Consider the following 25,646-nt stretch of genomic DNA (forward strand, 5'->3'; position numbering starts at 1 on the left):
AATCGGGTGGTCAGCACGGTGATGCGGCGTTCGGCGGACCGGGCGGCGTCAGAAGTCAGAACAGGAGGCGGAGGGCGGCCAGGAAGGTGAGGGCCAGGGTGACACGTTCGAACCACGTTCTGTTGATGTGGGCGACGGCCACGCGGCCGGCGGCGGCGCCCGCCAGGACGGCGGGGGCGGTGACCGCGGCGAAGGCCAGGCCGGCGGGGGTGATGAGGCCCAGGGCGATGCTGAAGGGGAGCTTGAAGACGTTGATGGTCAGGAAGAACCAGGCGCTGGTGCCGAGGAAGCCGAGCACGGGTAAGCCCGCGGCCAGCAGGTAGAGCGCCATGATCGGGCCGGCGGCGTTGGCGGTCATGGTGGCGAAGCCGGAGAAGACGCCCGCCAGGGCGGCCACCGCGCGGTGGCCGGCCAGGGAGGCGTCCGGGCCGCGGCGGCGGTTCCAGAAGTGGACGGCGAGGATGATCAGCAGGATCGCGCCGATGAGGCGCCTCATCTGGGCGTCGTCCACCCAGCGGACGACGACGGCGCCCGCCACCACTCCGGCGGCCACCCAGGGGAAGAGCCGCAGCAGCCGGGGCCAGTCGGCGTGGCCGCGGTAGGAGGCCACGGCGACCACGTCGCCCAGCAGGAGCAGGGGCAGGAGCACGCCCGTGGAGCTCTTGGTGGGCAGCACCAGGGCGAACAGGGCGATGGCGATCGTCCCGGCGCCGGACACCCCGGTCTTGGAGAAGCCGACGAGGAAGAGCGACCCGACCAGCACCGCCCACTCCCCGGCGGCGAGGGACGGCATCAGCCTCGCCCGGCCGCGTGCGCGCGGGTCATGTCTTCCGGTGCTCGTCCGGCGCGTCCTCGGGTGGCGCGGCGCCGGGCTCGCCCGGCGAGAGCCGCGGGCCCTGCCCGCCGTGGGGATCGGCGGCCGTAGGGTCGCCGGCCTCGTCCAGGGAGAGCTGCTCGCCCCCCTCCACCTGAGGCTCGCCGGGCGGGCCGGCCGGAGCGTCCTCGGGCGGCTCGGCGGGCACGGTCTCCGGCGAGGGGGGCGCGGGGTCGGGCTCTTCCTGTTCGGCCTGGGGGTCGAAGCAGACGAAACCGTGCCGTTCGGCCAGCTCCAGGACGGCCCGGCAGATCTCGCCCGCCCGGGGGAAGACGATGGACATCACCACGAAGTCGTCGCCGACCGTCAGCGGCGTGGCCCACGGCGAGGTCTCGTAGTCGGCGTCGGGCAGGTCGGGGTAGGCGCGCGTCAGCGCGTCGTAGAAGGCACTCACCTCCGGGGCCGGTTCGGCCTCCGGGTGGGCGCCGGCGCGCCATTCCACGTACTTGCGCGCCGCCTCCTCCGGCGTGAGGGGCGTGCGTGCGTACCAGACCCCGAGATCGACACTCACGGACGTCCTCGCCTTCCGACGACGGTGTTCCCGGCTGTCGGATCTTACGGGGCGCGGGACTCCACATGATCCCTCAGCGGAACAGGCCGCTGTAGGCGTTCAGCGCGGGCTGCCCGCCGAGGTGGGCGTACAGGACGTTGGACTCGCGCGGGATCTCGCCGCCGCGGATCAGTCCGATCAGCCCGGCCATCGACTTGCCCTCGTAGACCGGATCGAGGATGACCCCCTCCAGACCGCCGGTGAGCCGGATCGCCTCCATGGTGGAGTCGACGGGGATGCCGTAGCGGTCCCCCGCCCAGCCGGACAGGACGCTGATCTCGTCGTCGCGCAGGTCGCGGCCGAGGCCGATCAGCTCGGCGGTGCCGCGGGCGATCCTCTCGACCTGGGCGCGGGTCTCCTCCGGCTTCGCCGAGGCGTCGATGCCCAGGACGCGGCGGGGCCGGTCCTGGCCGGCGAAGCCCGCGACCATGCCGGCGTGGGTGCTGCCGGTGACGGTGCAGACCACGATCGTGTCGAAGAAGACGCCGAGCTCGCGCTCCTGCTCCTGGACCTCCCCGGCCCAGCCCGCGAAGCCGAGCCCGCCGAGCGGGTGGTCGGACGCGCCGGCCGGGATCGCGTACGGCGTGCCCCCGGCGGCCCTGACCTCCTCCAGCGCCCGGTTCCAGCTGTCCTTGACGCCGATGCCGAAGCCGGCGTCGACCAGCTCGACGTGGGCGCCCATGACGCGCGACAGCAGGATGTTGCCCACCTTGTCGTTGACCGGGTCGGGCCAGTCGACCCACGACTCCTGGACCAGCCGGGCCTTCAGCCCCACCTTGGCCGCCACGGCGGCCACCTGCCGGGTGTGGTTGGACTGCACGCCGCCGATGGTCACCAGCGTGTCCGCCCCCTGCCGCAGCGCGTCGGGGACGAGGTACTCCAGCTTGCGGGTCTTGTTGCCGCCGAACGCGAGCCCGCTGTTGCAGTCGTCACGCTTGGCCCAGATACGGGCGCCTCCGAGGTGCGCGCTCAGCCGGTCGAGCGGGTGAACGGGGCTCGGGCCGAAGAGCAGGGGGTAACGGTCGAAGTCACTCAGAGGCATGCGGGCTCCCGGGTTCTGTGCGATGACGGCCGGCGCGGCGGCCCTGCCCACATTAGGCATATGTCCGCCAATGCCGGAATGGCGCAGTCGGGCCTCACGCCGCCCGGCGCAGGGGCGAGAGGTAGATGGGCAGCCAGCTCAACGCCATGATCACAGCCCCGGCGCCGATCGCGGCGCGGACGCCCGCCGCCTCGCCGAGCAGCCCGGCCAGCAGCGCCCCCGCCCCCACCGCACCCGTCAGGATCAGGCGCATGGTGGCGTTCATCCGGCCGAGCATCGGGTCGGGCGTGATCCGCTGGCGGAAGCTGACCAGCAGCACGTTGTTGACGCCGGTGCGGAAGGTGAGCACCAGCCAGGCCGCCGCGGCGAGCCAGAGCAGCGGGCCGTGGCTCATCAGCGGGAGGAAGAGCGCCGCCGGCGCGGTGACCACGCCGGCCAGCCAGGTGGCCCGGCCCGTTCCCAGCCGCCGTCCGATGCGGTGGGCCAGCGCCGACCCGGCGAGCGTGCCCAGCCCGCCGGTGGCCAGGAAAGCGCCGTACACCCAGGCGGGATGGCCGAGCTGCCCCACCAGCAGCACCGGCAGCAGCACCGAGCAGAGCGGGAAGGCGAGGTTGACCATCGCCCCCTGCACGGCGATGGCGAGCAGCACGCGGTCACCGAGGACGAAGCGGATCCCCTCGGCGATCTGAGGTCCGAGCCGATCGGCCGGCTCACGCGAGCGACCCGTTCCCCGCCGGCCCTTCCCCCGGCCCCCCGGCCCCGTAACCGGCCCGGGCGATACGGTCTCCGGAACGGACGGTGGGACGGTCTCCGGGACGGACGGCGGCCCGGGCGCCGGGCCGGCCGGCGGTCCGGGCGCCGGGCCGGCCGGCGGTCCGGGCGCCGGGGCGGCCGGCGGTCCGGTCTCCGGGTCGCGGAGCGTCCGCAGCAGCCAGGCCGACCACAGGTAGGTCGCGGCGTCGAGCAGGATCGCGAGCGACGCGCCCGTGAGCTGCGCCAGCACCCCGGCCAGGCTCCTGCCCGAGACGTCCATGGCCGCCGCGGTGGCGACCAGCGCCGAGTTGGCCTCGGGCAGCCGGTCGCGGCCCACCAGGTGCGGCAGCAGGCTCTGCGCGGCGACGTCGAAGAGCAGGCCTCCCGCGCCCACGGCGACGGCCACCAGGTAGAGCTGCGGCATCGTCAGCGCGCCGGCCCACCAGGCGACCGGCACCGAGCCCAGGACGACGGCGCGGACGAGGTCGGCCGCGATCATCAACCGGCGACGCCGGGTCCGGTCCACCCAGGTTCCGACGGGCAGCCCGACGAGGAGCACCACGAGTGTGCCCAGGGCGCTGAGCAGGCCCACCTCGCCCGGCCCGGCGCCGAGCGCGGTCACGGCCAGCAGGGGCAGCGCCACCACCGACACCTGGCTGCCGAACTGGCTCACCGCGGCGGCCAGGTAGAGGGCGCGGAAGTCCTGCCCGCGCAGCAGAGGGGTTGCCGTCACGGCGCCCACCATGCTGACATGCCGGAGACATCCGCCAACGATTAAGGGAGGAACGAATCCGTGGCACCCCTGACGCTCGCCTTCACCGCCCGCGACGTGGCCGCCACCCGGTTCGCGGTGTCCCCGTTGTGGGAGGTCGTGGCCGGCGTCCGCGTGCTCAAGGACCCGGCGGCGCACGCCGTGCACCGTCCCTGGGCCGAGTGGGCGCGCGAGCGCCTGTCAGGCGTCGAGTGGGGCCTGCTGTCGGAGCTGGTGCCGGTGCCCACCCCGGCGATCGCCGGGTTCCTGTGCCCTCCGCCCTCGACCTCGGCGCCCGAGCTGGAGGTCGAGCTGGGCACGATGCTGGGCATGGCCGCCCTCGTACGCCCCTCGCTCGACCGGTGCCGCCCGGCCGGCGCACGGGTCGCGGAGCTGCGCGCCGACCCCGGACGCGGGCTGGAACGGCTGGCGGCCGAGATCCGCGGGTTCTGGGAGGCCGCGCTGGCGCCGCACTGGCCGCGGGTGCGCACGCTGCTCGACGGAGACGTGCTGCACCGGGCGCGACTCCTCGCGCGGGGCGGGCTGGCCGAGATGTTCGACGACCTGGCGCCGAACGTCCGGTGGCGGGAGGACACCCTGACCATCGAGCACCGGACGGCCACCGGCCCGCGCCCGCTGCGGGGCCGCGGCCTGTTGCTGGTCCCCTCCGCGTTCACCTGGCCGGACGTCTTCTCCGTCAGCACCGCGCCGTGGCAGCCCACCCTGCGGTACCCGCCGCGCGGGGTCGGCACGTTGTGGGAGCGCGAGCCGCGGGACGCGCCGCGGGCGCTGGCCGGCGTCCTTGGCCGCACCCGCGCCCTGCTGCTGGCGGAGTTGCACCAGCCGACCTCCACCAAGGAGCTCGCCCGGCGGACGGGCCTGTCGGAGGCGGGCGCGAACCAGCATCTCACCGCGCTGCGCCGGGCCGGGCTCGCCAGCGGACACCGTGCCGGCAGGCATGTCCTCTACGCGCGCACGGCCGCCGCCGAGGCGCTGCTCGCCGCCGCCGCGTCCGGCCGGTGACGTCACCGGGGCCGGAATCCGTCGTGCCCGCGGTACCCGGAGAAAATTATTTCCTTCCCCTTACGGCCCCTTACGCGGGGGCTTTATCGAAGCATCCGTTGCTAAAGTCGGCGGCCAGCCCATTCGGAATCGTCACACGGTCGCGGCGAACGGTCTTTCACGTAGATATCCGATGAGCGGCGGGCCATGAGGACAACGGCCCGCGAAGCTCCTGAGAAGGTCGGCCATATCGGGGACGAAACCGGCGGGCAGCGCCGGGTGGCCGAGCTCCACGACGATTTCCGCATGGTTCATTCCGTCACCCGCGACCGTTCTGCCCCTATCGTCCTTCCGGGAGCAACAATGACGTCCTTCCTGCGCTTCGGCGCCGTCAGCGGCCTGTTATGCGGCCTGTTCATCGCCCTGCCCGGGGCCATCGAGGTGTTCGCCGGCGAGACCGCGCCGACGAGCTTCATGCTCGCCGTCTCCCCGGCGCTGGCCACCCCGCTGCTCACCGCCCTCTGGCTCGCCCAGCGGGCGCGTGACGAGCGGTTCGGCCTCGTCGCCTACGGCGTGAACCTCATCGGGCTCGGCCTGTTCGGCGGCGCGGCGTTCACCCTGAACCTCGCCCTGTTCTACCTCGACGAAGCCACGGTGCGCACCCTGCTGCAGGGCCCCACCCGCACGGCGCTGATCGGCAGCGCCGCCGTGTTCGCGATCGGGTCGGCCCTGTTCGCCGTCTCGATGGTGCGAGCCGGGGTGCACCCGCGCGTCCCCGCCGTGGCCTACGGCATCGCCCTGCCGCTGTTCGCGGTGCTCGCCCCGCTTCCCGACACCCCGTTGATCAGCCTCCTGCACGTCCTGGCCGGGCTCGTTCTCGTCTGGCTCGCGGTATCGCTGTGGTCGGCGGCCCGCACGGAGTAGCGTGCGTGCACGACGCCCCCGGAGAAGCCGAACGGCCGGGCGCCCCAGGCGCCCGGCCGTCAGGCCGACAGGCGGTCAGGCGGTCAGGCCGCGTCGAGGCGGGCGACCTCTTCGGCGGTGAGCTTCAGGTCGACCGCGGCGACGGAGTCGCGGATGGTCTCCGGGCGTGAGGAGCCGGGGATCGGGATGACCACCGGCGACTTTGCCAGCATCCACGCCAGGCAGACCTGCTGGGCGCTCACGCCGTAGTCCCGGGCCACCTCGGCGAAGGCGGCGAAGCGCGAGCCGAGCTCTCCGGCGCGGCTGCTGCCGCCGAAGGGGCTCCACGGCAGGAAGGCGATGTCCATCTCGGTGCACAGGTCCAGCTCCGGCTCGCTGGAGCGGAAGGCCGGGGAGAACTGGTTCTGCACGCTCACCAGCCGGCCGCCGAGCACCTCGTCGGCCTCGCGGATCTGCCCCGGGTCGGCGTTGGAGACGCCCGCGAAACGGATCTTTCCGGCGTCCAGCAGGTCGCGGACGGCGCCGACCGACTCGGCGTAGGGCACCTTCGGGTCGGGCCGGTGGAACTGGTACAGGCCGATGGCCTCGACGCCGAGCCGCTTGAGCGAGGCGTCGCAGGCCTTCTTCAGGTGGTCGGGTGAGCCGTCCACGAGCCAGGAGCCGTCGCCGGGCCGCACGTGGCCGCCCTTCGTCGCGACCAGCACGTCGGAGGTGTCGCCGCCGTACTCCGACAGGGCGCGGGCGATCAGGGACTCGTTGTGCCCGATGTCGTCGGCGTACATGTGGTAGGCGTCCGCCGTGTCGATCAGGGTCACGCCCGCGTCCAGCGCGGCGTGGATGGTCGCGATCGACCGCCCCTCGTCGGGGCGCCCCTCGATGGACATCGGCATGCCGCCGAGGCCGATGGCGCTGACCTGGACGTCGCCGACGCGTCGCGTCTGCATGTGTTCCTCCTCAGAGAGGGTTTGTTACCCGAACCATTCTGCGCTCCGGCGCCCGGCGCCCCGCCACCGGCTCGACGCCGGCGGGTGCGGGCACGGGCGCCGGAGCGAGGTTCACGGGCGCTTGACGGCGACCACGTCGTACGGGGTCGTGGGGGTGGGGGGCGTGGTGAAGCGGCCGTTGGGGAGGTAGAGCCGGCCCGCGTAGGCGGCCACGGTGGTGGGGACGTCGAACCGGCCGTCCAGCAGCTTCTGCGTGACCCGGCCCGAGGTGCCGTCGCGGCTGAGCTTGACCTCGGTCAGGGTGTTCAGGAAGTTCTGGACGGCGTACAGCGTGCGGCCCTCCAACAGCAGGCCGTCTCCGTTGGTGAGCGACTCGCCGCCCAGGTCGACCTGGGCGGTGACGCCGGTCTTCGGGTCGGCCCGGAACAGCCCGCCGGTGTTGGACTGCACGATGAGCAGCGCGTCGCCGTCCGGGGTGGCGGCGATGCCGTTGGCGTTGATGCCCGTGCCGTAGACGATGTCCCCGGTGAGCGGCACGGTCTCGGCCTCGTCGGGCAGCCGTCCGCCGCGCAGCGGCAGCTTGTACAGCACGGGGTTGGTGGAGTCGGTGAACCACGCGGCGCCGCCCGTCAGCACCACGTCGTTGACGAACGAGGCGCCGGTGGCGAGCGTGTACGTCGCGAGCACCTTGCCCGTGCGGGTGTCGATCACACGGGCGTCGCCGCCCGTGCCGCCCGCGACGAACAGCCGCCCGCGGCCGTCGGTCTTCAGGCCCAGTGACGGCGTGCCCGGCCCGGGAGTGATCACCCGCCCGGCGCCGGTGCGCAGGTCGGCCTTGTAGATGTCGCCGGTCGCACGCGAGCCGAAGTAGGCGACCGGGCCGGGCCCGGTCGCGATGCCCTCGGGCGCGAATCCGTCCGGCAGGGGGAAGGTCTCGGGGAACGCGGTGCCCGCTTCGCGGTCCCCGTCCGTCTCGGCGTACGCGGGGGCCCCGGCGAGAACCAGGAGCAGTCCTGCTAAGACAGCGAAAGCTTTCATCCGGAATGTCCCGTCTTGTGATGGCTGCCGTGGTGTACCCACGTGCCCACGTGGCTTACCGATCTAACCCCCGCGGGCCTTCTCACGTACCGCGGCGGCCGTGCCACGATTCCTGACACGCCGTGTGACGTTCCCGGGAAGGCCGTGAAAGATCACGTAAGGTGATCGTCGTCCTTTCGTGACGGATCGATCCGGCTCCTCCGGCGATGCGGCCGGCCTGTGCGCGTCCGACGCGGCGCGCGTCCCCGAGCGTGAAAGGGTTCCGATGCTGAGAACGCGGGCGGCCGTCGCGACTGTGGCTGCGTCCTTGCTGGCCGGCCTCTCCCCCACCCTGGCGCCGGCCCACGCCGCGCCCGTGGGCGCGGCGTCGCGGCAGGAGCCGTCGCGTGACCCGGCGACGTCCCGGCAGCAGGCCTTCAGGGACGCCGCGGCCGAGTACGGCGTGCCCGAGCCGGTCCTGCTCGGCGTCTCCTACCTGTCGTCCCGATGGGACGCCAACCAGGGCGCGCCGAGCGTCGCGGCCGGGTACGGCCCCATGCACCTCACCGACGCCCGCACGGCCCTGGCCGCCGCGCGCCCGCACCACGGCGCGGGCACCGAGGATCCGCGCGGCGACGACGCCAGGCCCGCGGGGCCGCCGGCGGAGCCCGCCCCGGCGCCTCCCACGGAGGCGGCGCAGACGGTGGACGAGGCCGCCCGCCTCACCGGCCTTCCCGCCGCCACGCTGGCCGCCGACCCCGACGCCAACGTCCGCGGCGGCGCGGCCCTGCTCGCCCGGTACCAGCGAGAGCTGGGGCTGCCGGCCGGCGGGGACGCCGGGAGCTGGTACGGGGCGGTGGCCCGCTACTCGGGCGCCGAGGGCCGGCAGGCCGCGCGGCGGTTCGCCGACGAGGTGTTCACGCTGGTCAGGTCGGGCGCGCACCGGGTCACCGACGACGGGCAGGAGGTTTCGCTGCCCCCGTCGCCGGAGATCGCTCCGCGCATGGAGCAAGTCGACCGCCTGGGCCTGCCGGAGGCCGCCGGGGGCAGGAACGCCGAGTGCCCGCGCTCGCTGGCCTGCGAGTGGATCCCGGCGCCGTACCAGAAGCTGGGCGAGCCGCCGACGTCCTACGGCAACCACGACCTGGCCTCCCGGCCCCGCGACCTGAAGATCGACTACATCGTCGTCCACGACACCGAGGCGACGTACGACACGACGCTCCGGCTGGTCAGCGACCCGGCCTACGTAAGCTGGCACTACACGATCCGCTCCTCCGACGGCCACATCGCCCAGCACGTCCGCCACAAGGACGTGGCCTGGCACGCCGGCAACTGGTACATCAACTCCAAGTCGATCGGCATCGAGCACGAGGGCTTCCTGGCCACGGCCGGGCGCTGGTACACCGAGGCGATGTACCGCAGCTCGGCCGCACTGGTGCGCTACCTGGCCAAGCGGTACGACATCCCGCTCGACCGGGCGCACATCATCGGCCACGACAACGTGCCCGGCACGCTGCCCGGCAACGTGGCGGGCATGCACGTGGACCCGGGGCCCTACTGGGACTGGGGGCACTACTTCGAGCTGCTGCACCGCCCCTTCAAGCCCACGGGCGGCCCCGGCGGCCTGGTGACGATCAGGACCGACTACGCCCGGCACCGCCCGCGCTACACCGGCTGCCAGGCTGCAGGCACCGACTGCCCGCCGCACGGCTCGGCGTCGGTCTGGCTGCACACCGCGCCGGCCCACAACGCCCCCCTGGTCAGGGACATCGGGCGGCGGCCGAACGGGGAGTCCACCTACGAGGTCTACGACCACGGCGCCCGCGCCACCACGGGCCAGCAGTTCGCCCTGGCGGGCCGCAGGGGCGACTGGACGGCCATCTGGTACCTCGGCCAGCTCGCCTGGTTCCACAACCCGCCCGGCCGTCCCACCGCCGTCGAGGCCACCGGCTACGTCGTCACGCCCAAGCCCGGCGCCGCCGCGATCCCCGTGTACGGCAGGGCCTACCCCGAGCCGGAGGCCTTCCCCGCCGGCGTGCCGGTGCAGACCATCACCCCGCTGCAGTACACGATCGCCCAGGGCCAGCGGTACGCCGCCGGCCTGGCCACCCGGGGCGAGTACTACTACTCCACCACCTTCGACGTCGCCACCCATCGCGTCGTGCGCGGCCGCCTGCTGTACTACCAGATCCAGCTCGGCCACCGCATCGCGTTCGTCAAGGCCGCGGACGTGGACCTGCTCCCGTCGGCGGGCAAGCTCCACTGACCCGCGGAGCCCGCTCGACCGGGCGGGCGGCGATCCGGATCACCGGCCCGGGTGCTCCTTCTTTCCGGCTATCACGGTGATCCGCCGGTATAGGAACACCGGTCGCCCGCGGGGCGCCGCCCTCCTACCGGGGTGTCTGTCTGCTCGGAGAAAAGGCCCGTCCGAGAGGTTCCTTGGGCCCACTTCGCGTTTTTCGCTTAGTATTTACCTGCCATGACAAGGGGAGCGCATCGCGGGAACCTTCGATTTCAGATACTGGGGCCGCTCACGCTCACGGTAGACGGGTCCCCCGTCGACCTGAAGGGCGGGAAGGTCCAGACACTTTTGGCCCTCCTTCTCAGCAGTCCCAATATCGCCGTCCCGGACGACCAACTGGTCGACGGTCTCTGGCCGTCCGATCCGCCTCCCTCGACGGCGGCGAACCTCCGGGCTTACATCCGCACGCTGAGAGGAATACTCGGCGATCCCGAACGCATCATCCGGGCCGCCCGCGGTTATCTGCTGGAGGTCGAGCCCCACGAGGTGGACGCCCTGAGGTTCGGGCGGTTGACCTCCAGGAGTGAGCAGCTCCTCCGCACGAACGACACCGCGCTCGCCGCCGAGACCCTCCGTTCAGCACTCGACGAATGGACCGGAACCCCCTTCGCGGGGCTTCACGACTGCGCCATCCTCCGAACGGAGGCGGCGGTGCTCGAGGAGCAGCGGCTCACCGCCACGAACCAGTGGATCGAGCTGCAGTTCGACCTCGGACGGCACACGGACATGATCCCGGTCCTGGTTCAGCTCGTCGAGGACTTCCCGCTGCGCGAGACGCTGCGCGCCCGGCTGATGGAGGCGCTCTACCGTTCCGGTCGCCAGGCGGAGGCCCTGGAGCTCTACCGGGGGACGCGCACGCTCTTCGTCGAGTCGCTCGGCATCGAACCCGGCCCCCAGTTGCGCGACCTGGAGCAGGCGATCCTGCGTGGCGCCGTTCCCCTCAAGGGGACTCCCGTCAAGTCCGCGCCCACCCCGTGCAACGTCCCCGCCGACACCCCCGACTTCACCGGGCGTTCGGAGGAGATCGCCACCATCGTCGACTGGCTGACCGCCGGCGGGCAGGGCAGCCCGTCGATCGTGGCCATCTCCGCACCCGGCGGCGTCGGCAAGACCACCCTCGCCATCCACCTGGCCCATCGGCTGCGCGGCGAGTTCCCCGACGGGCAGATCTACGTCCCGCTCAGGGGGGCCGAGGCGGAGCGACGCATCGCGCCGGGTGTCGCGCTGGCCGGCCTGCTGCGCACGCTCGGGGTGCCCGACGCCCTGCTTCCCGAGCACATCGACGAGCGCAGTGCGATGCTCCGGGACGTCCTGTCAGAACGCCGGACTCTACTGGTCCTCGACGACGCCTCCGACGAGAGCCAGATCATGCCGCTCATTCCCGGCACAGGCGGCTGCGCCGTCCTGGTGACGAGCCGGCACCGCATCACCGCCGTGCCCGGTATCCGCTCCCTTGAGCTGGAGTCCTTCACCGAAGAGCAGGCGCTCGACTTCCTCCGCCACATGGTGGGCGTCGACCGCATGAGGAACAGCACGCAGGACGGCGCCCGGCTGGTCAGCCTCTGCGGCCGTCATCCCCTCGCGCTGCGGGTCACCGGGGCCCGGCTGTCCGCCCGGCCGCACTGGCCGCTGGCCCGGATGGTCAGCCGGCTGGCGGACGAACACCGCCGGTTCGACGAGCTCGTGCACGGCCAGCTGGACGTCCGGGCGAACCTCATGCTCTCCTACAACGGCCTGGAGCCGCAGGCCAGGCTTCTGCTCATGTTGCTCGGCAGCCTGGAGGTCGTCGACCTGGAGGAGTGGCTGGCGTCGGCGCTCCTGGACCGCCCTCTGCGAGAGGCCCAGGACGTCCTGGACCAGCTGGCCCACAGCCATCTGATCACCGTGACGGCCGCTCACGACCGCCTACCTCGCTACGGCCTGCACGATCTCGTCCGTATCTTCGCCCGTGAACGCGCACAGATCGAGGTCGCGCCGCCCGACCTGCGCGCGGCGGTGGAGCGAGCCCTCGGCGCGATGCTGACGGTGACCGAATACGCCCACACCCTGCTGGCCGGCCACGACCACCTCGTCGTCCACAGCCGGGCCCCGCGCACGCCCGTCGACGACGGGCAGCTCAAGGAGATCGTGACCGATCCCGTCGCCTGGTGTGAGGCCGAGCTGCCCAACCTCTCCGGCGCCGTCCGTCAGGCCGCGCAGCAGGGCTTCGACGAGCTGTGCTGGGATCTCGCGGTGACCGCCGCGCCCCTCCTTGAGATCCGCCGGCACCACGACGAGTGGCAGCAGATGCACGAGATCGCCCTGGCCGCGGTCAGGGCCGCCGGCAACCACCGCGGGGAGGCCGTCCTCCTGGCCGAGCTCGGCGAACTGGACCTCCACCGGCACGACTACACCGCGGCGGCCAGGTCCGCCGAGCGGGCGACCCAGATGTTCGTGGAGCTGGGTGACGGGCACGCTCAGGCCATCACCGAGCACAAGCTGGCCATCCTCGACCGCTTGGACGGGCGGCTTCACAAGGCCCTCTCCCGGGCCGAGCGCAGCGCGAGCACCTTGAGCGCGCTCGGTGACGTCGGCAACGGGGCGCTCGTCCTGCGCCAGATCGGGCAGATCCACATCCAGCTCGGCAACCTGGACGCGGCGCGGGACAAGCTCGAAACGGCCCTGAGCATGGCGGAGCAGGTGGGGGCGGCTCGCCTGGCCCAGCAGGTGAACTACAGGCTGGGCGAGCTCGACCTCGGATGCGGGAGGGCGACCGCCGCCGCCGTTCGGTTCGAGCAGGTGCGTGAGTTCTGCCAGAGCATCAACGACCGGGTGGGCGTGGCCTACAGCCTGTACGGGCTGGGCAGGGCTCTGGCCGCGCTGACCGAGATGGACGCCGCTCACCACAGCCTCATGCTCGCGTTGTCCCACGCGCGCGAGACCGGCGAGCGGGTCGTGGAAGCCGACGTGCTCCACCATCTCGGCCGGGTGGCCCTGAGCCGGGGTCGATCGGACGAGGCCTCCGAGGTGTTCCGCCTGGCGCACGCCATCTGTCAGGCCCTCGGCATCAAGCCGGCGTGGAGCTAGCCGGCGCCGCGCGGTCCGGCCTCGCCGGTGAGCCGGGCGGGTGCGTCGAGGGGCAAGAATCCCCACTCGGCAGATCGGCTCAGCCGGGGGCAAGGGCGTCCTCCCGCTCGTCGCGAGCCAGCGTCCGCGTACCTCGGTCGGCGATGCTCACGACCACGGCGAGGACGATGACGACGGCGCTCAGCGTGAATACGAACGAGGCGTCGAACCGGGAGATGGCCGCGGCCGTCAGGGCGAGCCCCGCGGGCCTCAGGATGAAGGACCCCGCGTAGTCGAACGACGAGACCCGTGACAGCGACGAGTTGGGAATGTGCTGCTGCAGAGCCGTGTCCCACAGCGTGTTGGGGAAGCTGATCGCGACACCGGCCAGTAGCCCGCCCACGATCAGCAGAGGCGCCTCTGGCGCGGCGCCGAGCACCACGATCAGCGGGGTGGTGAGCAGCATCAGGACGCGCGCGGGCAGCAGGAGCAGGCGCGGCCGGTACCGCACCGCGAGCGCGCTGCCCAGAACCTCGCCGACGCCGAGGCTTGCGGCGACGGCTCCCCACAGGAGGCCGCCCTTCTCGGAGCCGGACAGCGACACCGGGCCCAGCACGTGAAGCGAGGAGTAGACGAAGTTGAAGACCATGAAGAAGACGATGCCCGTCCACACCCAGGATCGGCTCCGCACCTCGTGCCAGCCGCCCCGGAGCTCACGCAGGAAGTTGGCCTGCGTGTCGCCCCTGGGCCCGGCGGGGACCCGGAGCCGGCGAAGCAGCAGCAGGCTGCCCAGGAACGTGAACCCGTCCACGATGAGCGCCCAGCCGGCCCCCACGAAGACCACCGCCAGCCCGGCGAGCATCGGCCCGGTGCTCACCGCCAGGTTCCGGGTGAACGACAGCAGCGCGTTGGCCTCCTGCACGAGTCGCGACGGCACGGTGTCGGCGACCAGTCCCACGGACGCGGGCACGAAGAGGGCGCTCGCGGCGCCGGCCATACCGTGAAGAACGATCATCGCCCACAAGGACGCGTGTCCCGACAGCAGGAGAAGGCCGAGGGTGATCTGGGAGGACATGCTGATCCCGTCCGAAAGGATCATGAGCCGCTTGCGCGGCAGCCGGTCGGCCCAGACCCCGCCGACCAGCATGAAGACGATCTGTGCCACCGAGTAGGACATGAGGACCAGGCCGAGGTCCACCGCGGAGCCCGTCGCGGTGAGCACGCCGAAGGCCAAGGCGACGGGGGTCAGGGCACTGCCGACCGTGGACAGCGCGTTGGCGAGGAACTGATCGCGGAACTGGGGGATTCTCACCAGTTCCGCGACGTTGCTCCAGTGAACGCCGGTCCTGTCCCTCATGGGGCTTCGAGTGGCGCGAACTCGACCACGTACTCGTCCATGACCCTCCGGGCCGCGGCGCGGACGCTCCGCTCGTCCGGCCCGGTGAGCCTGAACCGCCCGGGGACGTGGAAGTAGCCCCCGGTCCCGTCGAACACCTCACCGGGCTCGGGCAGCACTTCGGCGTACACCTGGGGGACCACCCCGGTCATGGCGGTGCGACGGACCACCCGGCCGGGAAGGTGACGAGGCTCCGGCATCACCACCCAGCCGGCCGAGGCGTCCCCGGAACGCGGCCGCGCCGACTGCAGCGGGATGCCGAGGACGGTGCGGAAGCTCTCCGCCATCAGGTCGACGCCGTGGAAGTCCCGATGGATGTACGGCACCTCAGCTCCGCCCGGGCGCATCCCCGCCTCCAGGAACACGAGCCCGCCGTCCGGCCGGCGGATGATCTCGACGTGAAAGCAGCCGGTCACGAGCCCCAGGGCCTTGACACAGGTGATCGCCAGCTCGGAGATCTGCTCGCGGAGCGGGCCGGCGTCGAGTGAGGCGGAACCGAGCGGCTTGCCCCGGAGGAAGTCCAGGGGCGTGTTGACATAACCCGAGACGCTCAGGAAGTGCCGCCGCCCTTCGGAGAGGACTCCGTCGGCATGGTAGATCTCCGTGGAGACGAACTCCTCGCACTCGAACCGCGTGAGATCCAGCCCTTGGACCGCGGCGGTGAGCTCTCGCTCGTCGCCGAGGATTCGCACGCCGACGGACCCCGCCTCGGCTCGCGGTTTGAGCACCAGCGGATAACCGATCCGAGCGGAGATCTCCGCGAGCGGCGGGGAGGAGCCCAGTTCCATGAACCGGGGAATCGGAAGGTCCTGTTTGGCCAGGCGGTCCTTCATGACGACCTTGTCCCTGAAGGCCCGCACGAGGTCGGCGCCCGGCCCCGGGCAGCCGAACTCCTCGCGAAGCAACGCCGCGGTGAGCACGTCGTGCTCGGAGAGCGCGGCGATCCCGTCGAAGGGGCCGTACCGTTCCGCGAGCTCCCGGGCCGGTGCGACCAGGGTCGCCGGTCGGAGGTCCGCGACGGTGGCGACCCTGCCCGGTTCGACCGGGCCCAGCGCCTTGACGCACCCGGGCGGGGTCAGGAACGACAGAGCGCAGTCGTGCCCCGCGCAGTACCGGAAGTACTCGGCGTCCTCGTCGTCGTACCGGTTGACGACCAGGTAGTGAGGGAGAGCCCGGCTCGGCATGGTGGTCCTGTCGGTCGAGGTGGGTGGGATCGCGGCGGCCGCGGCGCGGGAGCGGTCACGGTGACTCCAGGCCGCGGGGTGTCAGGCCAGGGAGTGGCGCGAGGAGTCCGGCAGCAGCGGCGCCAGGTCGCCGAGCGTGATCGCCTCGAATCCCCAGGGCGCCCCGCCCTGTCGTGGCCGCGTACAGTCCAGGAAGGCGGCCAGGCGTGGTTCCCCGATCCCGCCGAGCTCCTTCCAGATCCGCAGGGAGAGGCCGGGCATGATCGGGAATCCGAGGACGCTCGTGCCCTTCAGCCACCAGTAGGCGCTCTGCTCCAGGTTCCCGGCGCTCCGCCACCAGAGGTCGAACGCCCTCACCGCCTCCGACGTCGACACGACCTGCGCGTCCAGGGCGGCGTTCTGCCGGTCGAGCAGCGCCTCCAGCGTCACCAGTCGCTCTTCGGTGACGGGCTCGGGAACGGAGGAGACGTCGAGTGAGCGGCGGGCCCTGAGCAGCAGCGGCGTCAGCGCGCCGGCCAGCCGGGTGTTGACGACGTCGACGAAGGACCGGGGGTCCATGCTCTCTCGCCGCTCCTCCAGCCGGGTCCCCGCGAGGAAGTACCGGACGGCGTCCACGTCGATGCGTGGCGACCCGGCGATGTCCGCGGCCCAGATCGCGTGCTTCCTGCCGGTGGAGAACTTCTCGCCCTCCAGCAGGTAGAAGTCGTTGATCAGCGCCCGGTCGTAGGCCTTCATGTCCCCGTGCAGCAGCGAGGTGCCGACGATGCAGACGAGCGTGGGAATCACGTTGTCGATGCCGAGGCTGGTCACCGTGGTGACCCCCGAGTGCGGGTGGAAGGCGTTGACGCCGCTCCCGCTCATGTGCCCGTGCAGGGCGCCCGCCAGCCTGGCGAACATGAAGATCCCCGCATAGGGGAAGAGGGTCCGCGGCACGTCGGGTTCGGTCCGCTCCAGCGGGATCCCCCATGCTTCGGGAGCGCTCACCCGCACCATGCCGCCATCGCGGGTCAGGTGATGCCGCACCGTTTCCCGGTAACGTGACGGCACGCCCATCTCCACCATTCGCGCGCCGAGTTCCCCGGGGTCCGCCGGCTTCAGGAAGAGCGACGAGATCTCGCGCCATTCGAGCGGGCCCACCCCGCCGACGCCCCGGGCGTCGCGCAGGTTCTCCGGCTGGAAGTGCCCACCGCAGGCCTCACAGAAGTAGCTGCCCGTCTCCGCATCGCAGTCGGGGCAACGGCCCGCGAGCCAGGGGCCGACGGCGAAACGCCCCGCGGAACGGCTGTAGGGCACCCGCTCCCGGCGGGTGACCACCGCTCCCTTCTCCTTCAGCCGTCGAAGGCACCCGGCCACCTCTTCCTCGAACGCCGTCCGCCAAGGCTCCTGCGCGGGGTTCACGAAGGCGTCGAGATCGATCTTCATCGCCCGCAGATCCTCGGCGATGAGCGCATGGTATTCGGCCGCGAGCTCCCCTTCCGTGCGCCCCTCGGTGGCCGCTTTGAGCGTCATGTACGGCTCGTAGACGTCGCTCCCGGTGATGGTGAGCGGCCGGTCGCCCCGCATGCGGACGAACCGGCTGAGCAGGTCCATCCGGAGGAAGGGGCCTCCGATGTGCCCGAGGTGGAGTCGTCCGTTGGGCGTCGGCTCCGGGGGGACGAGCAGGTAGCGGCGCGGCGGGATGTCACCCGCGGTGCGGATGAGGCGCCCCGAGCCAGTGCCCATCAGCGCTCGCCTCCGGCCGCTTGCCGGGTGAGCAGGCCGAGGGCCTGTTCGGCCGTCGCCGGTGCCAGGCGGTAACCCGACCCGTTGCCGCCGACGGCGAGGACGACGCCGGGGTGACCGGGCACCGGTTCGACCAGCGGCAGACGGTCGTGGGTGTAGCCGTCGTAGAACGCCAGTCCGTCCGCGCCGACCCCGGGGAAGGCGGGAAGGTACCGGCGCAGCACGCGTGTCGCCTCGCTTCGGTCGGCCGCGCCGAGTGCCGGTGGCCCCGACAGCGGCGAGCCGTCCCATTCCCGGCAGGTGAAGCTGAAGAGCCAGCGGCCGCTGCGCGTCTCGGGAAGCAGGAAGGCGTCGTCATCCTCGAAGATCAGGACGGGCGCGTTCTCGGGCGGCCTCTCGTCCAGGTAGAACGCCGCGACCTTCTTGATGCGGAGCCCGGCCGCCCGGATCCGGTCGCCGAAGGGCCCCACGGGCGCCCACGGCCCGGTGGCGATGATCGCCTCACGGCATCGCGCGAGCCGTTGCCCCCGGTGTCCGAGCAGGTGGTAGCCGCCCGCGTGCGGATCCAAGGCGGTGACGCGCACGTCGTCCCAGACGGCACAGCCGGCGAGGTCCCGCTGCCGGGCGAGAAGGCTTCGAGCCAGCCCGCCGACGTCCGCGTGATGGGAGCCGTCCGAACGCAGAACCATCCGGTCCCCGGATGGGCGCAGACCGGGGAAGACTCCGGCCAGGACGTCCGGATCGGCCTCGCCGAGGCGAGGGCCGGCCATCGTCTCGCGAAGGCGGTTGTAGCCGCAGCGCTCGATCAGCCAGAGGGTGTCCACCGGGCGCACGGGCAGCGCGGGGTGCTCGGCGAGCAGCTTCTGGTAGAGGTCCCTGCTGCGCGCCGCCAGCCGGCGCTGGCGGGCGTCGCGTCCGGTCGGCACGTCCAGCCCCGCGGAGAAGCCGCTCGCGTTGGGGCCGCCCTGGTCGACCGTGAGCACGCGCAGTCCCGGTTCCCTGACGGTGGCGAGGTGGCCGGCGAGCGCGCCGACGATCCCGGCCCCGATGACCGCGAGGTCGAAGGCACGGTTCGTGTCCGTCATCGGCTGCTCCGCCACCAGATCGACAACACGCTGAGCGGGCCGGCGGGGTCCGCCGTCGCCACGTGCTCGCCGAAGGGCGCGAAGCACAGCAGATCGCCTTTGCCGACGGGGTACGACCCGCCGTCGTATCGGACCGTTCCCGTGCCGTCGAGCACGAGCCAGATCTCGGTCACGGAATGACTGTCGGGCGGGCTCGCGCACCCCGGCGCCACCGTGAACCGGGCCATGGAGAACGGCTTGTCCCCCTCGATGCCTTCGAGGGACACGGCCCATTCCTCCAGTGCCTCGAACTCACGCGGCAGGGCCTCGAACTCGAGTCGTGGAAGGCTCACGTGTTGTACCTCCGGTATCCGAGGATCGCGTTGAGGATGACCGCGCTCCGCCAGGAGAGCAGGCTGAGGTTGGGGTCGGCGACGCCCCAGGCGTGCCGGGCGCCGTTCTGCAGGAAGACGCGGCCGCGGGCCCTGCCGTCCAGGGCCAGTGAGAAGTCCTCCCCCACGACGAGCCCTTCGGCCGTCTTCGCCAGCCGAGGGGCGAGGTCGCGCATGAAGGCCGGGAGGCGGTACTCGTAGCCGGTGGCGAGGATCACGACGTCCGACCGCACCAGGGCGGGCTCGGGCCCCTGGACCTCCAGCTGCCAGCCGTGGGACAGCCGCTCGCAACCCCTCACCTCCGACCGGCACATCAGCCGGAGCCAGTTCTTGCGCCCCAGCAGGCATTCGTGCCGGTAACGCTCGCGGTAGATGTCCTCCAGGGTCGCCAGGTCGATGCCGTCGCTCGCGTACTTCTGCTCGGCCAGGAGCTCTCGTCTGGAGGTCTCCGGCAGACCGTGGAACTCACGGGCGTACCCGGGAAAGAAGTACTCGTTGGTGAACGGGGAGTCGTCCATCGGCAGCAGACCTGGCCTTCGCGTGATCCAGTCGATGCTCCGAGGCGGCTCGGCGAGGCGCATCAGATGGCGGACGATCTCGGCTCCCGACTGCCCTCCGCCGACGACGGTGACGGCCCTGTCGGACAGCTCCCGCCGTCTCAGCAGGTACTGCCCGGCGTGGAACACCTCCGAGCACAGATGGGGGCGCATGCACGCGGGGACGAACGGTGTCTGACCGGTCCCGAGGACCACGTTCCTCGCCGTGACCTCGCCGTGTTCCCAGCGGAGGACGAAATCACCGTCGCGTTGTGAGACGCTGCGCACCTCGACGCCGAACTCGATGGACGGGATGGTCCTGGACGCCCACTGGAGGTACTGGTCGAACTCCGTCCGCAGGACCGAGGGAAACCGCGCGGTGAGGAACCGGTAGAGCCGCCCCTCCGCGGCGAGGAAGGCCAGGAACGAGTATCGGCTGGTCGGATCCACCAACGTGACCAGGTCCTTCAGAGGCGAGACCTGCAGCGTCGCCTCGGGCAGGAGCAGGCCGGGGTGCCACGCCGCGCTCTCCCGGGCCTCCAGGTGCACCCCACGCAGGTTCTCGACGTTGTCCCCGAGCGCCGCGAGGCTGAGGTTGGCCGGGCCGACGCCGACCGCCGCGTAGTCGTAGACCTCGGTCATTTGACGATCATCAGATCGCCCAGCGACTTCCAGAACTCCCGGGCGGCCGGGTGCGACTGCGCCGTGTAGCGCACCCAGGCCAGCCGCGAACGGCAGTCGCCGGTCTTGGGGATGGGGGCGCCCGGGGGGATGGAGACGTGCCGCCCGATGACATCGGGCAGGTCTCCCAGCTCGTCCCAGCCGAGTATCCCGGAGTAGGAGTCGAGGTGGTCGGCGGTGAGGAACCTGACAGCGGCGTTCGGCGCGCGGGGGGCGCCGAACGCCGCCAACTCCCCGGGGTCGACGCCGAGACCGGCCGCGAGCGTGACCGCCACCAGATCGGTGCCGGTGACCTGGCGAACCAGCTCCGGAATGCCGTCGCCCGCGAGTCGAGCGCCGAGCTCGATCAGAACGGGGCCCTCGCCGTTCAGGCGCAGCTCGCAGTGGAACGGGCCGGTCGTGACGTTGAGCGCCCGGACGACCTGCGCGGTGTACTCGGCCACGTCGCCCACCACGTCGTCCGGCAGGTCCGCCGGTGTCAGGTGGCCCAGCTCGACGAACCTCGGCTCGGCGCCGAGAACCTTCTCCGTGATCGCGACGACGGTCACCCGGCCGTTCTCGACATAGCCGTCGGTGCTGACCTCCCGGCCGGACACGTACTGCTCGACGACCACGGTGTGACCCATCGGACGGCCGAGGTCGAGCTCCCGGTCATCGGCGAGGGCGGTGTACGCGGCGGCGAGCTGGGGCCAGTCGTCGGCCCGGCTCACATGGATGCTCCCGGAGGACTCGACCGGCTTCATCACGCACGGGTAGCCGACGTGCGCGGCCGCGGAGCGCAGCCCGTCCAGGGACCGCGCCTCGGCGAACCTCGGGGCGCGCAGTCCGGCCGCGGCGATCCTCTCTCGCATGCGCGCCTTGTTGCGGACCGCGTCCACCGTCGCCACCGGCAGGCCGGGCAGCCCGAGACGCGCCGCGAGCCTGGCCGTCGAGGCGACGTAGAAGTCGCACCCCGGGAGCACCGCCGTGAGCGGCGCGCGCTCGTGGAACGCGCCGACGGCGTCTAAGAGCGCCTGCTCGTCGTTGGTGTCGACGGTCAGGACGATGTCGACGACCTTTCTGAGGTCCGCCGGGATCTCGCACTCGCCGGAGTCCTGCGAGGCGACCACCACCGTGACGCCGAGGCGGTGCGCGAGCCGGGCGACGTCCGCGCCGCCGGACACCGGCTCAACGATCAGGACGGACGAACCGACTGGATCGAACACGGGTTGACCTCCTTTCCGGTCTCACGCCTGCTTGGCCGTGGTGTAGACGACCAGTTCCCGCTCCCCGGCCTCGAAGCGGACGTCCAGCGAGGACAACTCGCCGAGGCCGCCGAGATGCGTACCGCCGCAGGGGATCCGGGCGCGCCCCGCCGGCAGCTCGCAGGTCCACCAGCGGCGGGCGGTGAGTCCCGGTCCCTCGGTCTCGATCACGCTGCAACCGCCGGCCGCGATCCACTCCGCCAGCCGGGCCGTGACGGCCTCCTGTACCGAGTCGATCCGCTCCAGAAAAACCGCCACCTCCAGACCGGCTTTGCGCAGCGACTTGCCGAGGCGGTACCGGTCGACGCTCTGCCCCGGGCTCATCCTCGACGTCGTGATCGCGAGCTGGTCGAAGTCCGGGTGGCCGAGACAGTCGACGCGCGGGGACTTGCGCCACAGGTCGCGAAGCTCCATGTTCAGCGCGAGGGACATCAGATGGGCTCCGGTGTGCGCGGCGCTCAGGCTCGCCCGGCGGGCCGTGTCCACCTTCAGCGTCACCGCGTTCCCCACGAGAGCCGCGGGAGGCGTGTCGGCGGCCATCTCCACGACGTGGCCCACCAGGAAGGCCCAGCCCGGGTCGGTGCGCCGGGCGGGTATCGCCTCCCCCCGGTGCACCGAGCCGTCCGGGCCGACCGCCATCGTGATGGCGTCGACGACGGTGTGCTCCGTCTCCCGGACGGTCGCAGTACCCCGATCACCCGGCTGGTCGGGCCAGGTGTGGTCGATCGGGTGGAACGGCGTCCGGTCCGTCGCCACCAGCAGCGCCCCGTCGTCGCCGGCGGGCTCCGCCAGGACGATCCTCGCCTCGCACTCCCCGACGCCCTGCGGGAAGAGAACAACCGTGCTCTCGGTCGGAAAGCTCACGCCCATGTCGCCCTTGCTCTTTCGTGGATGGATCAGACAGTCGATGGATCAGACGGCGAACGCCGTGTCGATGACGCGGCTGCGGAGCCTGCGGTGACCGGCCGAGGGCACGAGGTCCCGCACCACGCAGACACGCTGGAGCCACCGGTCGTGGCCGTCGTACCTGGCCTGGAACTGCGAGCGGCCGTGGACGGCCCGGCGGTTGTCGATGATCAGCAGATCCCCCGTGTCGAGACGCGCCCATCGGCGCACCTCGTTCAGCACGGCGTGCAGCCGCTTCAGCGCCGCGGCCGCCTCCGGCACGATCCCGACCATGAGATCGGGGTCCACGGTGATGTACGGGTCGAACGGGTCGCCGTACAGGACGCGGAGTAACGGGCCGTTGCCCTTCTGGCCGTTGGGACTGCCGAAGGAATAGTCGATTCCGGTCCGGTACAAAGGCTCGCTGAGGATCGCGCGATCGCGCGCGCTGAGCCGGGGAAGGGCCATGCGAAGGCTCGCGCTGATCGTCATGGCCGACTTCTCGTGATCGGGGCGGAGGCAGTGAAGCAGCACATAGTCAGGCATAAACGGGTGAAATGCCGTCTCAGTGTGATAATCCAGAAGGAGTGATGAGCTTTCCGACGAAAGCCTTTCGGCGTTCTGCGGCGTCGGCACCACGTTCTGGAAGATCTGGCCGTTCTTCTCCTGCCGGTAACCGATGGGCTCGCCCAAGGCCTGCGCGAACGCCGCGAGCCACAACTCGCTGAGCGGGTTGACGAACCGGACGCGCGCCCTGGGGTCGGCGGGAGTGGGCGGTAGCTCCGGGTCCACGGGCAGCCCTTTGAGCAGCAGGACGCCGGAGTCGGTGCCGTGCCGCCGGAACCGGCTCACGGCCTGCCTGATCACCCGCGGCATCTCGTGGAACCGCAGCTCCGCCTCCCGCAGGAACGCGTCCTCGTCGGCTTCGCAGTCGAGCAGGAACCCGTCGGCGATCCCGGTGAGGAGGTGGGAGTACAGCCCCGCGTCGACGACGTGCGGCCCGGGCTCGTCCTTCAGGTTCTCGGTGCGCGAGAACTCACGTCCGGTGAGCCGGAGGGTGTTGACCACTCTGGACGCCTGTTCACCGATCGAACCCTCGGGCTCGGCGCCCGACAGCCAGGCCAGCACCCCCAGGAGGAGCCGGGCGTTGTCCTCGCGCCCGAGGAAGGGTCGTGCGAACATCTCGGCGTTCCCCACCACGGCGATCCTGCCTCTGCCGTGGGTCGCCACCCCCAGGAAGGTGTCACCGTCGTTGCGCAGGAGCGGGGTCAGCGGGACGGAGGCGCTGACGGGCTTGGGCCGGTGGAGATGCGCGCGGGCGACGCCCGTCAGGGCCGGATGGGAGGTGCCCGCCTCCACCGGGAAGTCACGGGACAGGACGTGCGGCTGGGCCGGGTCCGAAGGGGCTCCGGGCACCAGATCGCCTATGACGATGCCGAAAGGCGTCGTGCCGCCCGCCGTCGACGGCCCGTCCTCCCCGTCGCCGAGGACCAGGACCGCGCCGCCCTCGCGCACGTACCTGTCGAGGGCGGCGCACTCCTCGGCGGTGAACGTCGCTCCGTCGAGGCCGGGAGCGGGGATCAGGATGAGGTCCAGGCCGTTGAGCGCATTCTCTTCGAGCCCGTGCTCGATCAGATGCGTCGTTCCACCGAAACATTCATCGACGAGCTCCGCCACATCGGCGACGACACCCACTTCGGAGAAGTCGACCGGACGACCGTGGCCCGCTTTCCGAAGAAGATCGATTTTCCACACCGAGGCGTGTACCACGTCAGTACCGATCAGCATTCCCGGCTCCTCCGCGTGAATGTCCAGTCTCACAGGACACGCTAGGAAGAGTTAGTGGAAATCCCGTACATTTTCCGTATAAAGGACGCGGAATAGGTCGGGTTTAACCGAAACGTACTAAATGGTCGCCGCCATCAGTCGTTGAGGTGCTGGCGGAGGTAGGGGACGACCTGGTCGAGGGCGATGCGCTTCTGGGCCATGGAGTCGCGTTCGCGGACGGTTACGGCCTGGTCTTCCAGGGTGTCGAAGTCGATGGTGATGCAGAAGGGGGTGCCGATCTCGTCCTGGCGGCGGTAGCGGCGGCCGATGGCTCCGGCGTCGTCGAACTCGACGTTCCAGCGGCGGCGGAGCTGGGCCGCGAGGTCGCGGGCCTTCGGGGAGAGGTCGGCGTTGCGCGACAGCGGGAGGACCGCCGCCTTGACCGGGGCGAGGCGGTGGTCGAGGCGCATGACGGTGCGCTGCTCCATGACGCCCTTGGCGTTGGGGGCCTCGTCGACGGTGTAGGCGTCGATCATGAAGGTGAGCGTGCAGCGGTCGACGCCGGCGGCGGGCTCGATGACGTACGGCACGTACCGCTCGTTGGAGTCCTGCTCGAAGAAGGAGAGGTCGGTGCCGGACGCGGCGGCGTGGGTCGAGAGGTCGAAGTCGGTGCGGTTGGCGACGCCTTCGAGCTCACCCCACTCGGAGCCGGTGAAGTTGAAGCGGTACTCGATGTCGACGGTGCGCTTGGAGTAGTGCGACAGCTTGTCCTTCGGGTGCTCGTACAGCCGGAGGTTGTCGGGGTTGATGCCGAGGTCGAGGTACCAGTTGCGGCGCTCGTCGATCCAGTACTGGTGCCACTCCTCGTCGCTGCCCGGCTTGACGAAGAACTCCATCTCCATCTGCTCGAACTCGCGGGTGCGGAAGATGAAGTTACCCGGGGTGATCTCGTTGCGGAACGACTTGCCGATCTGGCCGATGCCGAACGGGATCTTCTTGCGCGACGACTGCTGCACGTTGAGGTAGTTGATGAAGATGCCCTGCGCGGTCTCCGGGCGCAGGTAGGCCAGGCCCGACTCGTCCTCGACGGCGCCGAGGTAGGTCTTGAGCAGGCCGTTGAACATGCGCGGGGCGGTGAACGCGCCCTTGGTGCCGCAGCTCGGGCAGGTGAGGTCGGCCAGGCCGTTCTCGGGGGCCTTGCCGCCGTGCTTCTCGGCGTAGGCCTCTTCGAGGTGGTCGGCGCGGTAGCGCTTGTGGCAGGACTGGCACTCGGTGAGCGGGTCGACGAACTCCCTGACGTGGCCGCTCGCCTCCCAGACCTCACGGGCGAGGATCACCGAGGAGTCGAGGCCCACGATGTCGTCGCGGCCCTGGACCATCGACTTCCACCACTCGCGCTTGACGTTGTTCTTGAGCTCGACGCCCAGCGGACCGTAGTCCCAGGACGCGCGCAGCCCTCCGTAGATCTCGCTGGACGGGTAGACGATGCCCCGGCGCTTGGCGAGGCTGACGATCGTGTCCATGATGTCGGTACGGCGGGCCATCAAGAATCTCCATCCGGCTGGCGGTCG

Annotated in this window: 20 protein-coding genes; 4 read left to right on the forward strand and 16 right to left on the reverse strand. The window is 71.4% G+C overall.

The window, feature by feature from the left end:
• Positions 1–55: 55 nt before the first annotated feature.
• From PYR91_RS06175 to PYR91_RS06190, 4 genes are all read right to left on the reverse strand, one after another.
• Positions 56–793, reverse strand: coding sequence for a sulfite exporter TauE/SafE family protein (locus PYR91_RS06175; RefSeq protein ID WP_279778101.1), 738 nt, complete (start codon positions 791–793; stop codon positions 56–58).
• 28 nt (positions 794–821) lie between these two features.
• Entirely contained in the window at positions 822–1,385 is a 564-nt protein-coding gene (locus PYR91_RS06180; protein ID WP_279778103.1) for a hypothetical protein, read from the reverse strand.
• Between the two features lie 73 nt (positions 1,386–1,458).
• Positions 1,459–2,466 carry a 1-aminocyclopropane-1-carboxylate deaminase gene (locus PYR91_RS06185; RefSeq protein WP_279778106.1) on the reverse strand — a complete coding sequence of 336 codons (1,008 nt, stop codon included), beginning with the start codon at positions 2,464–2,466 and terminating at the stop codon, positions 1,459–1,461.
• 94 nt (positions 2,467–2,560) lie between these two features.
• On the reverse strand, positions 2,561–3,952 hold the full coding sequence (locus PYR91_RS06190) for an MFS transporter (RefSeq protein ID WP_279778108.1): 1,392 nt from the start codon (positions 3,950–3,952) through the stop codon (positions 2,561–2,563).
• 60 nt (positions 3,953–4,012) lie between these two features.
• Between PYR91_RS06190 and PYR91_RS06195 the strand changes: the two genes are divergently transcribed.
• Together PYR91_RS06195 and PYR91_RS06200 are read left to right on the forward strand one after the other, a co-directional pair.
• A complete protein-coding gene (locus PYR91_RS06195) occupies positions 4,013–4,993 on the forward strand; it encodes a DUF5937 family protein (RefSeq protein WP_279778110.1) in 981 nt (326 codons plus the stop codon).
• 342 nt (positions 4,994–5,335) lie between these two features.
• Positions 5,336–5,896 carry a hypothetical protein gene (locus tag PYR91_RS06200; RefSeq protein WP_279778113.1) on the forward strand — a complete coding sequence of 187 codons (561 nt, stop codon included), beginning with the start codon at positions 5,336–5,338 and terminating at the stop codon, positions 5,894–5,896.
• An 83-nt stretch (positions 5,897–5,979) separates the two neighbouring features.
• On the opposite strand, the gene PYR91_RS06205 is transcribed toward PYR91_RS06200, so the two are convergent.
• Together PYR91_RS06205 and PYR91_RS06210 are read right to left on the reverse strand one after the other, a co-directional pair.
• Positions 5,980–6,840, reverse strand: coding sequence for an aldo/keto reductase (locus PYR91_RS06205; RefSeq protein WP_279778116.1), 861 nt, complete (start codon positions 6,838–6,840; stop codon positions 5,980–5,982).
• 111 nt (positions 6,841–6,951) lie between these two features.
• Positions 6,952–7,878 (reverse strand): superoxide dismutase, encoded by a 927-nt coding sequence (locus tag PYR91_RS06210; protein WP_279778118.1) that lies wholly within the window; start codon positions 7,876–7,878, stop codon positions 6,952–6,954.
• A 178-nt stretch (positions 7,879–8,056) separates the two neighbouring features.
• Between PYR91_RS06210 and PYR91_RS06215 the strand changes: the two genes are divergently transcribed.
• Both PYR91_RS06215 and PYR91_RS06220 read left to right on the forward strand, forming a co-directional pair.
• Positions 8,057–10,123, forward strand: coding sequence for a peptidoglycan recognition family protein (locus tag PYR91_RS06215; protein WP_279778121.1), 2,067 nt, complete (start codon positions 8,057–8,059; stop codon positions 10,121–10,123).
• A 213-nt stretch (positions 10,124–10,336) separates the two neighbouring features.
• Complete coding sequence (locus tag PYR91_RS06220) at positions 10,337–13,225, forward strand: AfsR/SARP family transcriptional regulator (RefSeq protein WP_279778124.1); 2,889 nt, start codon at positions 10,337–10,339, stop codon at positions 13,223–13,225.
• A 79-nt stretch (positions 13,226–13,304) separates the two neighbouring features.
• On the opposite strand, the gene PYR91_RS06225 is transcribed toward PYR91_RS06220, so the two are convergent.
• The 10 genes from PYR91_RS06225 to PYR91_RS06270 all read right to left on the reverse strand — a co-directional run bounded on the left by PYR91_RS06225 (position 13,305) and on the right by PYR91_RS06270 (position 25,619).
• Positions 13,305–14,561, reverse strand: a complete 1,257-nt coding sequence (locus tag PYR91_RS06225; RefSeq protein WP_279778127.1) for an MFS transporter — start codon at positions 14,559–14,561, stop codon at positions 13,305–13,307.
• Entirely contained in the window at positions 14,558–15,784 is a 1,227-nt protein-coding gene (locus PYR91_RS06230) for an ATP-grasp domain-containing protein (protein ID WP_279778129.1), read from the reverse strand. Before PYR91_RS06230 ends, PYR91_RS06225 begins: the two co-directional genes overlap by 4 nt.
• 81 nt (positions 15,785–15,865) lie before the next feature.
• Entirely contained in the window at positions 15,866–17,506 is a 1,641-nt protein-coding gene (locus tag PYR91_RS06235; protein WP_279778131.1) for a class I tRNA ligase family protein, read from the reverse strand.
• Positions 17,506–18,591: an FAD-binding oxidoreductase gene (locus PYR91_RS06240; RefSeq protein ID WP_279778133.1), complete on the reverse strand. Its 1,086-nt coding sequence runs from the start codon at positions 18,589–18,591 to the stop codon at positions 17,506–17,508. The genes PYR91_RS06235 and PYR91_RS06240 overlap by 1 nt, the downstream gene beginning before the upstream one ends.
• Entirely contained in the window at positions 18,588–18,923 is a 336-nt protein-coding gene (locus PYR91_RS06245) for a cupin domain-containing protein (RefSeq protein ID WP_279778135.1), read from the reverse strand. Before PYR91_RS06245 ends, PYR91_RS06240 begins: the two co-directional genes overlap by 4 nt.
• The gene (locus PYR91_RS06250; protein ID WP_279778136.1) at positions 18,920–20,140 is read right to left on the reverse strand and encodes a SidA/IucD/PvdA family monooxygenase; all 1,221 of its coding nucleotides are present in this window, start codon (positions 20,138–20,140) and stop codon (positions 18,920–18,922) included. Before PYR91_RS06250 ends, PYR91_RS06245 begins: the two co-directional genes overlap by 4 nt.
• Positions 20,137–21,384: an ATP-grasp domain-containing protein gene (locus tag PYR91_RS06255; protein WP_279778138.1), complete on the reverse strand. Its 1,248-nt coding sequence runs from the start codon at positions 21,382–21,384 to the stop codon at positions 20,137–20,139. The genes PYR91_RS06250 and PYR91_RS06255 overlap by 4 nt, the downstream gene beginning before the upstream one ends.
• A gap of 21 nt (positions 21,385–21,405) precedes the next feature.
• Positions 21,406–22,287, reverse strand: coding sequence for a metal-dependent hydrolase (locus PYR91_RS06260; RefSeq protein ID WP_279778139.1), 882 nt, complete (start codon positions 22,285–22,287; stop codon positions 21,406–21,408).
• 48 nt (positions 22,288–22,335) lie between these two features.
• Positions 22,336–24,096 carry a TauD/TfdA family dioxygenase gene (locus PYR91_RS06265; RefSeq protein ID WP_279778140.1) on the reverse strand — a complete coding sequence of 587 codons (1,761 nt, stop codon included), beginning with the start codon at positions 24,094–24,096 and terminating at the stop codon, positions 22,336–22,338.
• 134 nt (positions 24,097–24,230) lie between these two features.
• A complete protein-coding gene (locus tag PYR91_RS06270) occupies positions 24,231–25,619 on the reverse strand; it encodes a glycine--tRNA ligase (RefSeq protein ID WP_279778141.1) in 1,389 nt (462 codons plus the stop codon).
• Positions 25,620–25,646 lie beyond the last annotated feature (27 nt).

Source organism: Sphaerisporangium sp. TRM90804 (genome assembly GCF_029846175.1).
Taxonomy (GTDB): domain Bacteria; phylum Actinomycetota; class Actinomycetes; order Streptosporangiales; family Streptosporangiaceae; genus Sphaerisporangium.

Coding starts and splice junctions, on each gene's coding strand:
- PYR91_RS06175 (WP_279778101.1), bottom strand. CDS start 793: ATGCCGTCCCTCGCCGCCGGGGAGTGGGCGGTGCTGGTCGGGTCGCTC.
- PYR91_RS06230 (WP_279778129.1), bottom strand. CDS start 15,784: ATGCCGAGCCGGGCTCTCCCTCACTACCTGGTCGTCAACCGGTACGAC.
- PYR91_RS06235 (WP_279778131.1), bottom strand. CDS start 17,506: ATGGGCACTGGCTCGGGGCGCCTCATCCGCACCGCGGGTGACATCCCG.
- PYR91_RS06225 (WP_279778127.1), bottom strand. CDS start 14,561: ATGAGGGACAGGACCGGCGTTCACTGGAGCAACGTCGCGGAACTGGTG.
- PYR91_RS06270 (WP_279778141.1), bottom strand. CDS start 25,619: ATGGCCCGCCGTACCGACATCATGGACACGATCGTCAGCCTCGCCAAG.
- PYR91_RS06265 (WP_279778140.1), bottom strand. CDS start 24,096: ATGCTGATCGGTACTGACGTGGTACACGCCTCGGTGTGGAAAATCGAT.
- PYR91_RS06200 (WP_279778113.1), top strand. CDS start 5,336: ATGACGTCCTTCCTGCGCTTCGGCGCCGTCAGCGGCCTGTTATGCGGC.
- PYR91_RS06210 (WP_279778118.1), bottom strand. CDS start 7,878: ATGAAAGCTTTCGCTGTCTTAGCAGGACTGCTCCTGGTTCTCGCCGGG.
- PYR91_RS06250 (WP_279778136.1), bottom strand. CDS start 20,140: ATGACCGAGGTCTACGACTACGCGGCGGTCGGCGTCGGCCCGGCCAAC.
- PYR91_RS06240 (WP_279778133.1), bottom strand. CDS start 18,591: ATGACGGACACGAACCGTGCCTTCGACCTCGCGGTCATCGGGGCCGGG.
- PYR91_RS06205 (WP_279778116.1), bottom strand. CDS start 6,840: ATGCAGACGCGACGCGTCGGCGACGTCCAGGTCAGCGCCATCGGCCTC.
- PYR91_RS06220 (WP_279778124.1), top strand. CDS start 10,337: ATGACAAGGGGAGCGCATCGCGGGAACCTTCGATTTCAGATACTGGGG.
- PYR91_RS06185 (WP_279778106.1), bottom strand. CDS start 2,466: ATGCCTCTGAGTGACTTCGACCGTTACCCCCTGCTCTTCGGCCCGAGC.